The sequence below is a fragment of the Rhodococcus sp. SGAir0479 genome, from assembly GCF_005484805.1.
Classification (GTDB): domain Bacteria; phylum Actinomycetota; class Actinomycetes; order Mycobacteriales; family Mycobacteriaceae; genus Prescottella.
Genome location: NZ_CP039432.1, coordinates 4,271,168 through 4,283,800, shown reverse-complemented (window position 1 = coordinate 4,283,800; position 12,633 = coordinate 4,271,168). Strand labels below are relative to the sequence as shown.

Sequence of the window (12,633 nt, the reverse complement as noted above, 5' to 3'; positions counted from 1 at the left end):
CGGCCGACGAGGACGATCGCGGCGTGCGATGGTCGCGGCACCGACCACGAAGGACCGCCCGAATGACCCGACCCTCGGCCGCACCGCAGACCGCCCCGGCGCACTGGACCGACACCGGCGCCCACGAGGTCGCGTCCGGCGTCTTCCGGATCCCCCTGCCGCTGCCGGAGGGGCCACCCGCGATCAACGTGTACGCGGTGGCCGACGGGCCGGACGTCGTGCTGATCGACTCCGGTTGGGCCACCGACGAATCCGTACGCCTGCTCGAGCGCAGCCTCGAACGGATCGGGTACTCGGCGGACCGGATCAGCCAGTTCCTCATCACGCACTGGCACACCGACCACTACTCGTTGGCCGCGACGGTCCGCCGCCGGCACGGCACCCCGATCAGCCTCGGCGCCGGCGAGCGCGAGACCGTCGAACGGCACTTCGGCACAGCGGAAGACGCCGACTCCCCGTTCGGCGCGAGCGCCCTGCTGCATCGCGCGGGCGCGAGCGAGCTGATCCGCGACGCGCAGGCGGCGCTGCAGGGCGTCTCGGCCGTCGGTGTCGAATTACCGGATCGCTGGCTCGAGGGAACTCGGCGCATCGAGCTGCGCAGCCGCACGCTCGTCGCCGTCCCCACCCCGGGCCACACCAATGGGCACTACTCGTTCTGGGATCCGGAGGCGGCGCTGCTCTTCGCGGGAGACCATGTGCTGCCGCGGATCACCCCGTGGATCGGCCTCGAGGCCGGAGCGAGCCGGTTTCCGTTGGCGGACTACCTGTCGTCACTCCTGCTGGTCCAGACGATGCCGGAGGCGCAGCTGCTTCCCGCGCACGGCCCCACGACGCCGAGCGCCGCCGCACGTGCCCGCGAACTGATCGAGCATCACCGCACCCGGCTCGAACTCACCCTCGACGCGGTTGCGGCGCAACGGGTCACGGCTCTCGAGGTGGCACACCGGTTGCACTGGACGCGCCACCGGCGGCGCCTCGCCGACCTTCCCGGACCGCTGCAGTCGTTGGCGGTGATCGAGACCGCGGCGCACCTCGACGTGCTGGTCCAACGGGGCGCGGTGGACGTCACCGACATCGACGGTGTGGCGCACTACCTCCGCTGACCGGACGTCGGCCGGCGTCCACCCACCTCAACCGACGGCCGACAGCGCCGACACCGTGGCCTCGTGCACCGCCCGGTGCGGCGGCAGGATCGAACGCCGCTCGGCCGCAACGTCTCCGGTACCGCCGAGCAGGTCGACGAAGTGCGCGAGCTGCGCGGCCAGCGGCTCCTCGCCGAACCGGACGGTGGGGATCTCGATGATCGTCTGCTGGTGGTAGCCGGCCCCGTCCGCGGTGATCTCCTCGTCGACATGCCGGTAGATGGTGATGTCGCGGCGCAGCAGGTCGATCTCGATCAGCCGTTCGGGCTCGAGCAGCGACAGCTGCCGGATCTTGCGTTGACTGAGCCGGCTCGCGGACATGCTGGCGACGGCGCCGGTCTCGAACCGCAGGACCGCGTCGGCGCAGTCCTCGGCACGGTTCTCGATCGACGCGGGATGGAAGTACCCGAACTCGGCACGGGTCTGGACCGGCTCGCAACCGGCGAACCCGATCGCGAGGTCCAGGTCGTGGATGAGCAGATCGGTGGCCACACCGGTCGGGATGCGGGACACGAATGGCGAGTGCCGCATTCCCGTCACCTGACACACCGGTCCGGCGAACTCCCGCACCGACCGCACCGCGGGGTTGAACCGTTCGAGCAGCCCACACATCAGCGGCACGTCGGCGGCCTCCGCGCGCTGGACCAGGTCCAGTGTCTCCTTGTACGTCGCCGCGAGCGGCTTCTCGACGAGCAGCGGCTTCCCGAGGTCGAGGACCCGGACCGCGAGGTCGTAGTGGGCGGGGGTGGCCGCGGCGATCACGACGGCGTCCGCGTCGGCGAGGTCGGTGAAGTCCGGCGCCCAGGGCACCCCGCAGCGGTCCGCGATCGTCCGCCCCTGCGCCGCATCGGGTTCCACGATTCCGACGAGCTCCACCGCGCGCGACTCGGTGAGCACCCGCGCGTGCAACGAGCCCATTCGGCCGGCGCCCACCAGGGTGATGCGCGGGACGCTCACCGCCGCGCCTCCATCGCGCCGCGGACCGCGTCGACGACCGTGTCCACGTCCGCCTCGGAGAGACGCGCGTGGACGGGGATGCTCAGGCAGCGCGCCGCCACCGACGACGCAACGGGAGTGTCCTCGACCACCACCCGCGGATGCTCGCGATAGCACGGATAGTCGTAGACGGGCCGGGGGTAGTAGATGCCGGTGCCGACGCCGCGTTCGACCAGCCGGGCGGCCAGGGTCTCGCGGTCGATCGGTGCCGCCTCGTCCAGCAGCAACGTGAACTGGTGCCACACGTGCTCGCGGCCGGGTTGCTCGCTGGGCACCGTCACCCCGGCGACGTCCTCGAGGCCGGCACGCAGCGCCTTCGCGTTCCGGCGCCGCGCCGCCACCTGTTCCGGGTACGACGCCATCTGCGGCAGCGCGAGGCTGGCCTGCAGGTCGGTCATCCGATAGTTCTGTCCCGCCATCTCGTACACGTACCGCTCGCGCATGCCCTGATTGCGCAGGATGCGAAGCCGGTCGGCGACCTCGTCGTCGTCGGTGGTGATCATCCCGCCCTCGGCGGTGGTGAGGTTCTTGGTGGCGTAGAACGAGAAGCAGCCGATCCCGAAGCTGCCGGCGCCGCGGCCGTCGAACGTCGCGCCGTGTGCCTGCGCGGCGTCCTCGACCACCGCGAGTCCGTGCCGGGCGGCCAGCGGCACGAGCGCCCCCATGTCGGCCGTCTCGCCGTACAGGTGCACCGGCAGCAGCACCCGGGTCCGGTCGGTGACGCGAGCGGAGGCGACGACCGGATCGAGGTTGAAGTCGGTCTCGCAGATGTCGGCGAAACGGGCGGTCGCACCGGCGTCGAGGATCGCGTTGAGCGTGGCGACGAACGTGAACGGGCTGGTCAGGACCTCGGCGCCGGGCTCGAGTCCCTGCACCTGCAACGCGGCCACCAGCGCCGTCGTGCCGCTGTTGACCGCCACCGCGTGCCGGACCCCCACCAGCGCCGCGAACTCCTCCTCGAGGCGCTCGACCTTGGGCCCCTGCGCGACCTTGCCGGAGCGCAGGGTGTCGAGGACCTCGCGTTCGACGTCCGGGCCGAACTCGACGCTCGATATCGCAATCACCGATCGCACCTCCGATAGATTCGGTCGCGACGCAGATTCAGTTCGCGACACTCCGCGAACGGCCGGTGGTCATCGTCCGAGCGTAGCGAAGTGCCAGCCTCCGCCACCCCCGAAAGGACCCACCGCACGATGTTCGGGAAGAAGTGCCACATCCATCGGACCGCCGTGCTCGGCGACGGTGTCGTCCTCGGTGACCACGTGATCGTCGGCCCCCACGCGGTACTGACCGGTCCGCTCACCGTCGGCGACCGCTGCTGGATCGGTGCGGGCGTCGTGCTGGGCGCACCCCCGGAGATCCTCGGTGCCGAGCACCCCACGCGGTGGTCGGACCCGGCGCCGCACCGCGGCATCGTCATCGGTCCCGGCACCACGATTCGGGAACTTTCGACGGTGCACCACGGCAGCCAGCGCGAGACGACCGTGGGCGCCGGGTGTTTCGTCATGAACCGCGTCGCGATCGAGCACGACGTCCGGGTGGGCGACCGGTGCGTGGTCTCCGCGGGTTCGACGTTCGCCGGCCACGTGACCGTGGGCGACGACGTCACCGTGGGCATGCACACGGTCGTGCACCAGCACCTCGTCATCGGGTCGGGCGCGGTGACCGGGATGGGCACCGTCGTCGTCAAGGACGTCCCGCCGTACGCGAAGGTGTTCGGCAACCCGGTCGCGCTGCGCGGCGTCAACCGGATCGGGATGGGCCGCTCGGGAATCGCGGACGCCGACATCGACGCCGTCGACCGGCTGTTCGCACCGGGAGCGCCCGAGACGACCGTTCCGTCGGCGCTGGCACCGGCCTTCGAGCGATGGCGCGCGCTCGCCCGGAAGCCTCTCGACTTCCCGGGCCCGGCCTGACCCGTTGCTATGGTCGAGGAGTCCCACGAATCCTCGAGAAGTGGACTCGGATGGCGTCCGACACCGATCCCTCCGCCGACCGTCCCGCATCGCCGGGTCCGGCACGGACCTTGCTGTTCAACGGTTTTCGCCTTTTCGTGACGATTGCGATCCTCGTCGGGATCGGATTCGCGGTGCGCTCGCAGTGGTCCGAGGTGCGCGGCACCGTCCATCACCTGCCGTGGTGGTCGCTGATCGCGTCGACGATCTTCATCCTCCTCGGGATGGGCGCCGCGGTCCGGGCGTGGCAGCACACCCTCGGGGCGCTGGGACGTCCCGTCCCCGCGTTCGACGCCGCCCGCTGCTACCTGGTCGGTCAGCTCGGCAAGTACCTGCCGGGCAGCGTGTGGGCGTTCGTGCTGCAGGCCGAGCTGGCGCGGCGGGCCGGGGTCTCACGCGCGGTGGCGTTCGTCGCGGTGCTGGTGACGGTCGGGCTCAGCACCGCGGCCGCGCTGGTGGTGGGGCTGGCCGGGCTGCCGGCACTGTTCCGGATCGGGACGACCGCGGCCGTCGCGGTGCTCGTGCTGGCACCGATCGCGCTGGTGTGCGCCTACCCGCCGGTGCTGACCCGCCTGGTGAACGTCGCGCTCGGGCTGCTGCGGCGCGAACGCCTGCACCGGCCGCTCACGTTGCACAAGATCGGCCTCGCGTTCGGGTGGTCCGCGGCCAGCTGGACGGCCTACGGCGTACACCTGTGGCTGCTCGCCTCCAGCCTGGGCGGATTCGGCACCGACCGGCTGGTCGCGTCCGTCGGCGCGATCGCACTGGCGATGTGCGCGGGCGTCCTGGTGTTCGTGGTGCCGTCGGGTCTCGGGGTGCGGGAGGCGGTGATCGTCGCGGCGCTCACGCCGGTGACCGATGCGGGCACCGCGCTCGCGCTCGCGCTCACCTCCCGCCTGCTGTTCACCCTCTGCGAGGTGCTCGCGGGCGGCGCCGCGGCCCTCGCCGGCTCCCCGGCGCTGCGCAATGCCCTGGTGCACGAGCAGTCCCGGGTCCCGCTCCCCAGCGAGGCGTGACGCCCCCGGACCGGACGCGTCCAGGTCAGCTCAGCGTGCCGATCCCCAACGAGCCCGCCGCGAGCGACCCGATGCCGGTCTTGAGCGACCCCCAGGTGAAGGATCCGGTGTTCGCGGACCCGAGGTTGCCGGAGCCGGTGTTGGCCGAGCCGACGTTGCCCGAGCCGGTGTTCGCGGAGCCGACGTTGCCGGAGCCGGTATTGGCAGAGCCGACGTTGTTCGAGCCCGTGTTGGCCCACCCCAGGTTGAACGAACCGGTGTTGTCGGGACCGATGTTGTTCCAGTCGATGCTGCTCGCGGCGAGCAGACCGAGACTGCCGAGCCCGGCCGCGGCGGCCGAGCCGAGCGCGCCGGCCTGCAGTTCCGCCGGTCCGACGTAGCCCACGCCCACCGCGTCCTGGCACGGGAGCGGCAACTCGAGGTTCGGGGCCACCGACGCGGTTGCCCCGGCCAACATTCCCTCCAGCCGGACCGGCGAGCACGGGGGCGCCCCCGCGACGGGATCGGCGGCGGCCTGGCCGGCGATCCCCACGGCCAGCGCGCCCAGTGCGGATGCGACGGCCAATGTGCGGCAGGCAATCCGACGGCGATGCGAGTTGTGCAGTGCTCCGGCCCCCATACGAGCGCCCCCTCCGGTTCGACGACCGAGTGACAGACCCCGACACGAATGCTGGTCACGCTACCGCCGTCGGCCGGATCGCGTGGCCGATCGCGCGGTTCACCCGGGCTGCCGTTACTGCCCGGTGCGCGCGTATCCCGCCTCCGTCGCGGCCTTCGCCGGTCGCCACCACTCGGGGTGGTCGCGGTACCACTGCACGGTCGCCTCGAGCCCGCTGCGGAAGTCCCGGTACTGCGGCTGCCAGCCCAGTTCGGTGCGCAACCGCGTCGAATCGATCGCGTACCGCAGATCGTGGCCGGGACGGTCGGGGACGAAATCGAAGTCGTCGGCGTCGCGTCCGAAGATCTCGAGCAGCATCGCGATCACCGTCCGGTTGTCGACCTCGCCGTCCGCGCCGATGAGGTACGTCTCCCCCGGCCGCCCCTTCTCCAGGACCGTCCACACGGCGCGGTTGTGGTCGTCGACGTGGATCCAGTCCCGCACGTTGCGGCCCTGCCCGTACAGCTTGGGGCGGACGCCGCCCAGCAGGTTGGTGATCTGCCGGGGAATGAACTTCTCGACGTGCTGGTAGGGGCCGTAGTTGTTGGAGCAGTTCGACAGCGTCGCCCGGATCCCGAACGAGCGCGTCCACGCCCGCACCAGCATGTCGCTCGACGCCTTGGTCGACGAGTACGGGCTGGACGGGTTGTAGGCGGTGGACTCGGTGAACCGCGCGGGGTCGCCCAGTTCGAGGTCGCCGTACACCTCGTCGGTGGAGATGTGGTGATAGCGGACGTCGTGCTCGCGCACCGCCTGCAGCAGGGTGTACGTGCCCACCACGTTGGTGCGCACGAACGGCCACGGGTCGGCCAGCGAGTTGTCGTTGTGCGACTCGGCCGCGAAGTGCACCACCGCGTCGGCGTCGGCGACCAGGCGGTCCACCACCGCGGCGTCGGCGACGTCGCCGTGCACGAAGTCGATCCGGTCGGCGACCGCGTCCAGCGAGGCCTTGTTGCCGGCGTACGTCAACGCGTCTAGGACCGTGACCCGCACGTCCGGGCGTTCCGCGACGGTCTGATGGACGAAGTTGGCGCCGATGAACCCGGCGCCGCCGGTGACGAGCAGCCTCATACCGGGGAGACTACCGACGGGCGCGGCCTCGCCCGCCGGTAGCGCCGTCGATCACGCGCGGGCCGGCTCCGGATCGGCTTCCTCGCCGGGGATCGACGTGCCGCGCAGCGACACACCCGCGGTCTCGCGGAGGAACGCCACCGAGACCAGCCCGATGATGCAGGCGCCCATCATGTAGATCGCGGGGAACAGGCTCCACCCCGTCGAGCGGATGACCGCGTCGTTGACCAGCGGGGCGGTGCCACCGAAGACGGCGGTGGACACGTTGTAGCCGATCGCGAATCCGGCGTAGCGGACTTGCGTGGGGAACATCGCCGGGAACGTCGCGGAGATGGTCGCCAGCTGCGGCAGGTACAGCAGGCCCAGGACGGCGAACGCGAGCAGCGCCCACACGAAACCCTGCGCCATCAGCCAGTACATGGGGATGGCCAGCACCAGCAGGCCGATCAGCGACGCCCACCACATGGGCTTGCGTCCGAGGGTGTCGGACCAGCGGCCGAAGAACGGGATGCACGCCATCATGACCAGCTCGCCGATCAGGATGATGATCGTGGTCGACTGCGTGCTCAGGCCGAGCGTCGATTCGAGGTACGTCGGCTGGTACGTGAGCAGCGTGTAGTTGACCACGTTGAGGGCGACGACCATGCCGGTGAGGATCAGGATGGGGCGCCAGTAGTTCTTGAGCAGGTCGACCAGTCCGCCGAGGATCGAATCCTGGCTGTCGCCCTGCGCGTCCACCTCGTCGAAGACCGGCGACTCGTCGAGCTTGCTGCGCAGGTACCAGCCCACGAGGCCGAGCGGCAACGCGATGAGGAACGGGATCCGCCAGCCCCAGGACGCCATGTTCTCGTCGGAGATGAGCAGCTCGCACAGCATCACCACGGCGGTGCCGGCCGCGAACCCGCCGAGGGTGCCGAACTCGAGGAAGCTGCCGTAGCGGCCACGCTTGTCGTCGGGGGCGTACTCGGCCATGAAGGTGGCCGCGCCCCCGTACTCGCCGCCTGTGGAGAAGCCCTGCACCACGCGCAGCGCGATGAGCAGGATCGGGGCCGCGATGCCGATCGAGGCGTACGACGGGATCGCCGCGATGAGCGCCGTCGCACCCGACATCAACAGGATCGTCGTCGCGAGGACGGCCTTGCGGCCGAGGCGGTCGCCGAGCGGCCCCCAGATCATTCCGCCCAGCGGGCGCAGCACGAACGAGATCGCGAATCCCAGCATCGTGCCGAGCGAACCCAGGTGCCCCGGGAAGAAGTTCTGCGTCAGGTAGGTGGCCGTGGTGGCGTAGACGCCGTAGTCGAACCACTCGGTGGCGTTGCCCATCGCCGAACCGGTGATGGCCTTGCGCAACGTTCCACGGTCCACGTCGTCACCCTCGGCGGCAGGACTGCCCACCGTCAAGCGATCGGGACCGTACGTCGATTCCTGCATTCGTATGGTCCCTTCGGACGGGGAGCTGCTGCAGTGGTCAGGTCTTTGGTCGTCGGACCATTCGACGCTAACGGGACATGCGGGGCTTTGCACGGGACGAAGCCGACGCGGCGAGTCCGATCGCGTCGCGTACTCCCACCGAAAGCCGTGGTGCCACGTGAAACACTGCAGTACATGCGCGGAATCATTCTGGCTGGTGGCACGGGCAGCCGACTGCACCCGATCACGCTCGGTGTGAGCAAGCAGTTGGTGCCCGTCTACGACAAGCCGATGATCTACTACCCGCTGTCGACGCTGATGCTCGCCGGGATCCGCGACATCCTCATCATCACCACGCCGGGCGACGCCGGACAGTTCCGGAACCTGCTGGGCGACGGGTCCCGCTTCGGGATCTCGCTCAGCTACCAGGTGCAGGATCGACCGAACGGGCTCGCGCAGGCGTTCGTGCTGGGAGCCGACCACATCCGCGACGACTCGGTGGCTCTCGTCCTGGGCGACAACATCTTCTACGGTCCCGGCCTGGGCACCACCCTCACCCGCTTCCACGACGTCAAGGGCGGCGCGGTGTTCGGCTACTGGGTCTCCGAACCCGGGGCGTACGGCGTCATCGAGTTCGACGACTGCGGGACCGCGATCTCGCTCGAGGAGAAGCCCGCCGTGCCGCGCTCGAACTACGCCGTCCCGGGGCTGTACTTCTACGACAACGACGTCGTCTCGATCGCCCGGGACCTGACGCCGTCGGCGCGGGGCGAGTACGAGATCACCGACGTCAACCGCACGTATCTCGAGGCCGGACGGCTGCAGGTGGAGGTGCTGCCGCGCGGCACGGCCTGGCTCGACACCGGCACCTTCGACTCGCTGCTCGACGCGTCCAACTACGTGCGCACCATCGAGCAGCGGCAGGGACTCAAGATCGGCGTCCCGGAGGAGGTGGCGTGGCGGCGCGGCTTCATCTCCGACGACGAACTGCGGGCGCGGGCCGAGCCGCTGGTCAAGTCCGGCTACGGGACGTACCTGCTGGGGTTGCTCGAGCGCGGCAGAGAATGGTGACCATGGAGTACCGGGAGTTGAAGGTTCCGGGGGCGTGGGAGATCACGCCCCGACAGTTCGGCGATCACCGTGGGGTGTTCCTCGAATGGTTCAAGGAACCGGGCCCCACCGGCTTCTCCTCGGCGACGGGCCGCACCCTCGACCTGCAGCAGGCCAACTGCTCGGTGTCGGCGGCCGGCGTGCTGCGCGGCATCCACTTCGCCGACGTCCCGCCGGGCCAGGCCAAGTACGTCACCTGCGTCAAGGGCGCGGTGCTCGACGTCGTGGTCGACGTCCGCGCCGGCTCCCCCACGTTCGGGCAGTGGGATGCGGTGCTGCTCGACGACGCCGACCGGCGTGCGGTGTTCGTCTCGGAGGGCCTCGGCCACGGCTTCCTCGCCCTCGAGGACGACTCGACGGTGATCTATCTCTGCTCGTCGGGGTACGCCCCCGAACGGGAACACGAGGTGAGCCCGCTCGACCCGGGCATCGGCATCGACTGGCCGGTCGTCGGCCGAGACGGGCGGCCGCTGCAGTGGACGCTGTCCGACAAGGACCTGGCGGCCCCCGCGCTCCGGCAGGCGCTCGACGCGGGACTGCTACCGCGATACCGGGAGGGAACCGACTGATCCGATGACCGAGAGGGGGATCCGCCGCCTGGGCGCTGCACTGGCAGTGTCGGTCGCGGCGGCCCTCGCCCTCGTCGGCATTCCGCTCGAGCACGGCACCCTGCTCCAATCGGGCGCCCTCACGGAACCCGGGACCGTCGCGACCGCGCCGCCGTCGACCTCGGTCGTCGCACCGGCGCCGCGGCCCGCGCTGTCCCCGGAGGAACTGGCGGGCCGGGTCGTCCCCACGATCGTGACCCTCACCGCGCGGTCCGGACTCGGGACCACCGCGGGCACCGGGATCGTGCTGGGCGCGCGGGGGCCCGACCGGTCGTCGACGCTGGTGCTCACCAACCACCACGTGATCGACGGCGGCACCGACATCGCCGCGACCAGCATGCGCGACGGTTCGGCGTACGCCGTCGACGTGGTCGGCTACGACAGCTCCCGCGACCTCGCGGTACTCCGCCTGCCCGGGGCGGCGACGCTGCCGGCCGCCGTTCTCGCGGACGTCGGGACGGTGCGGGTCGGGGACCCCGTGACCGCGATCGGCAACGCCGACGGCGGGGGCGTGCCGGTGTCGGCGCCGGGCGCGGTCACCCGACTCGGCGTGACGGTGATGACCCGCAGCACCACCGACGGGTCCCGCAACGAACTGTCGAATCTCGTCGAGGTGGACGCGAACGTCCGGCCGGGCGATTCCGGCGGGCCACTCGTGAACGCCTTCGGCGAGGTCGTGGGCGTCAACAGCGCCGGCAACGCGGTCGACGCCGGCGCGGAGTCACCGCCGGCCCCCACGTCGTACGCCATCCCGATCCACGCCGCCGTGGAGTTCGTCGAGCAGGTCCTGGCGGGCCGCTCGTCCGACACGGTCCACATCGGCCCGACGCCGCTACTGGGGCTCGCGGTGCGCGACCTCCGCGACGAACAGACCGCCCGCCCGGCCGGCGCGCAGGTCACGCTGGTGAGCCTGCGCAGCCCCGCGGAGGGCGCGGGGCTGGCGCGCGGCGACGTCATCACCCAGTTCGACGGCACCCCGGTCCGCTCGGCCGCGGACCTGGAGACCCGGATGGTCGCGCTGCACCCCGGGGACCGGGTGACCCTGCGCTGGACCGACGCGGCCGGGCTGCCGCGCACCGGGTCGGTGGTGCTGCAGGCGGGACCACCCCGCTGACCGCGGTCAGCCGCCGATGTCGAGCTTGCCGGCGAGCCGCTGCAGATAGGCGACCACCTGGGCCTCGTCGGCGTCGGGCATCCCGAACAGCGCCTCGCTCACCCCGAGGTCCCGCCACCGGGCGAGCTTGTCGGCGTCCGGCTTGCCGGCGAGCACGACGACCTCGGGCCGGCCGGCGCGTCCGGCGTCCGCCCAGGTCTTGCGCAGCAGCGTGACGTTGTCCTCGATGTCCTGCTCGATGGGAGTGGTGATCCAGCCGTCCGCCGAGCGGGCAATCCACGCGAACGTCTTCTCCGACGCACCGGCCCCGACGAGGACCGGTGGCCGCGGCTGCTGCACGGGCTTCGGCCACGCCCAGCTCGGTCCGAACGTCACGAACTGCCCGTCGTACGACGCCTCCTCCTGCGTCCACAGCGCCTGCATCGCCTCGAGGTATTCGCGCAGCGCGGTCCGGCGCCGCTTGGGGTCGATGCCGTGATCGGCGAGCTCCTCCGCGTTCCAGCCGTAGCCGACGCCGAACGTCACGCGCCCGCCGGACAGGTGGTCGAGCGAGGCGATGGTCTTGGCGAGGGTGATGGGGTCGTGTTCGAGCGGCAACGCGACGGAGGTGCCGAGCCGGATCCGCGAGGTGACCGACGCGGCGGTGCCCAGCGCGACCCACGGGTCGAGGGTGCGCATGTATCGGTCGTCGGGCAACTCCGCCGTGCCGGTGCCGGGATGGTCGGACGCCCGGTTGACCGGGATGTGGGTGTGTTCGGGCACGTAGAACGCGTCGAACCCGCACTGCTCGACGGCCTGGGCGGCCGCCGCCGGAGTGATGCCGCGATCACTGGTGAACAGGCTGATGCCGTAGCGCACGATCTGACTCCTCCGCATTGGTGGGTGCCAGAAATGTAACCGGTTCCACCGCCATGTGGAAGGGTTTGCGGACAGCTGTCCAGACAGCTATCGGATCTTGAAGATGACCGCGCGCTGGACCACGAAATTGATGACGGTCGCCGTGCCCTGCGCGACGACGAAGGCCAGCGGCACGCGCCACCACTCGTCGGGGAAGACGTGGTACATCACCTGGTTGAGGCCGACCTGCACCGCGAACGTGAGCGCGTACAACACCACCACCGCGACGAACCGGGACCGGCTCGGCTCGGCCTTGAACGTCCAGCGCCGGTTGATGAGGTACGCGGTGGTGGTGCCGGCGACGAAGCTGATCGACTTCGCGACCGGCACCGGCAGACCCGCCGCGAGCAGCAGCACGTACAGCCCGAAATCCACGACGGCCGACAGCCCGCCCGTGAGCACGAAGCGCACGATCTGCGTCTTCAGATCCAGCGCCTGGTCGGCGGTGGAGTCGGTGACGGGGATCTCGACCGGCAGCGGGGCGTGCGGATCGTGGGCGTGAGGGCTTCCGGACACGCAACGAGAGTAGGCGACGGCCCGCCCCGCGACCGTCGTGACGTCCCGCACCCGGACGCGTCGCCCTGTTCTGCGTCCCCGCACTCCCGCGTTCTGCGCACGTGTCGCGCTTCCGGATCGGAAAACATGCAAAAAGTTAG

General features: G+C 70.8%; 13 protein-coding genes. 6 read left to right on the top strand and 7 right to left on the bottom strand.

Going from position 1 to position 12,633, the window contains the following annotated elements; genetic code table 11:
* Positions 1–62: 62 nt before the first annotated feature.
* A complete protein-coding gene (locus E7742_RS19745) occupies positions 63–1,103 on the top strand; it encodes an MBL fold metallo-hydrolase (protein WP_137800493.1) in 1,041 nt (346 codons plus the stop codon).
* A gap of 27 nt (positions 1,104–1,130) precedes the next feature.
* Here E7742_RS19745 and E7742_RS19740 read toward each other — a convergent pair whose 3' ends face one another.
* Together E7742_RS19740 and E7742_RS19735 are read right to left on the bottom strand one after the other, a co-directional pair.
* Positions 1,131–2,099 (bottom strand): Gfo/Idh/MocA family protein, encoded by a 969-nt coding sequence (locus tag E7742_RS19740; RefSeq protein ID WP_137800492.1) that lies wholly within the window; start codon positions 2,097–2,099, stop codon positions 1,131–1,133.
* A complete protein-coding gene (locus E7742_RS19735) occupies positions 2,096–3,202 on the bottom strand; it encodes a DegT/DnrJ/EryC1/StrS family aminotransferase (RefSeq protein ID WP_137800491.1) in 1,107 nt (368 codons plus the stop codon). Before E7742_RS19735 ends, E7742_RS19740 begins: the two co-directional genes overlap by 4 nt.
* A gap of 129 nt (positions 3,203–3,331) precedes the next feature.
* On the opposite strand from E7742_RS19735, the gene E7742_RS19730 reads away from it, so the two are divergent.
* Both E7742_RS19730 and E7742_RS19725 read left to right on the top strand, forming a co-directional pair.
* The gene (locus tag E7742_RS19730; protein WP_137800490.1) at positions 3,332–4,054 is read left to right on the top strand and encodes a DapH/DapD/GlmU-related protein; all 723 of its coding nucleotides are present in this window, start codon (positions 3,332–3,334) and stop codon (positions 4,052–4,054) included.
* Positions 4,055–4,191: 137 nt separating this feature from the next.
* Positions 4,192–5,109: a lysylphosphatidylglycerol synthase transmembrane domain-containing protein gene (locus E7742_RS19725; protein ID WP_254699077.1), complete on the top strand. Its 918-nt coding sequence runs from the start codon at positions 4,192–4,194 to the stop codon at positions 5,107–5,109.
* A gap of 25 nt (positions 5,110–5,134) precedes the next feature.
* Here the strand turns inward: E7742_RS19725 and E7742_RS19720 are convergent, their stop codons facing one another.
* The 3 genes from E7742_RS19720 to E7742_RS19710 all read right to left on the bottom strand — a co-directional run bounded on the left by E7742_RS19720 (position 5,135) and on the right by E7742_RS19710 (position 8,269).
* Positions 5,135–5,674 (bottom strand): pentapeptide repeat-containing protein, encoded by a 540-nt coding sequence (locus tag E7742_RS19720; RefSeq protein WP_254699076.1) that lies wholly within the window; start codon positions 5,672–5,674, stop codon positions 5,135–5,137.
* Between the two features lie 168 nt (positions 5,675–5,842).
* Positions 5,843–6,838: a dTDP-glucose 4,6-dehydratase gene (gene rfbB / locus E7742_RS19715; RefSeq protein WP_137800487.1), complete on the bottom strand. Its 996-nt coding sequence runs from the start codon at positions 6,836–6,838 to the stop codon at positions 5,843–5,845.
* A 51-nt stretch (positions 6,839–6,889) separates the two neighbouring features.
* Positions 6,890–8,269, bottom strand: a complete 1,380-nt coding sequence (locus E7742_RS19710; RefSeq protein WP_137800486.1) for an MFS transporter — start codon at positions 8,267–8,269, stop codon at positions 6,890–6,892.
* 174 nt (positions 8,270–8,443) lie between these two features.
* Here E7742_RS19710 and rfbA point away from each other — a divergent pair, with 174 nt between their 5' ends.
* The 3 genes from rfbA to E7742_RS19695 are packed head-to-tail and all read left to right on the top strand — an operon-like array spanning position 8,444 to position 11,080.
* A complete protein-coding gene (rfbA, locus tag E7742_RS19705; RefSeq protein ID WP_137800485.1) occupies positions 8,444–9,319 on the top strand; it encodes a glucose-1-phosphate thymidylyltransferase RfbA in 876 nt (291 codons plus the stop codon).
* 2 nt (positions 9,320–9,321) lie between these two features.
* Positions 9,322–9,927 (top strand): dTDP-4-dehydrorhamnose 3,5-epimerase family protein, encoded by a 606-nt coding sequence (locus tag E7742_RS19700; RefSeq protein WP_137800484.1) that lies wholly within the window; start codon positions 9,322–9,324, stop codon positions 9,925–9,927.
* Positions 9,928–9,931: 4 nt separating this feature from the next.
* The gene (locus E7742_RS19695; protein ID WP_137800483.1) at positions 9,932–11,080 is read left to right on the top strand and encodes a S1C family serine protease; all 1,149 of its coding nucleotides are present in this window, start codon (positions 9,932–9,934) and stop codon (positions 11,078–11,080) included.
* Between the two features lie 6 nt (positions 11,081–11,086).
* Here E7742_RS19695 and E7742_RS19690 read toward each other — a convergent pair whose 3' ends face one another.
* The gene (locus E7742_RS19690; protein WP_137800482.1) at positions 11,087–11,938 is read right to left on the bottom strand and encodes an LLM class F420-dependent oxidoreductase; all 852 of its coding nucleotides are present in this window, start codon (positions 11,936–11,938) and stop codon (positions 11,087–11,089) included.
* An 87-nt stretch (positions 11,939–12,025) separates the two neighbouring features.
* On the bottom strand, positions 12,026–12,493 hold the full coding sequence (locus tag E7742_RS19685) for a GtrA family protein (RefSeq protein ID WP_137800481.1): 468 nt from the start codon (positions 12,491–12,493) through the stop codon (positions 12,026–12,028).
* Between the last annotated feature and the right edge of the window lie 140 nt (positions 12,494–12,633).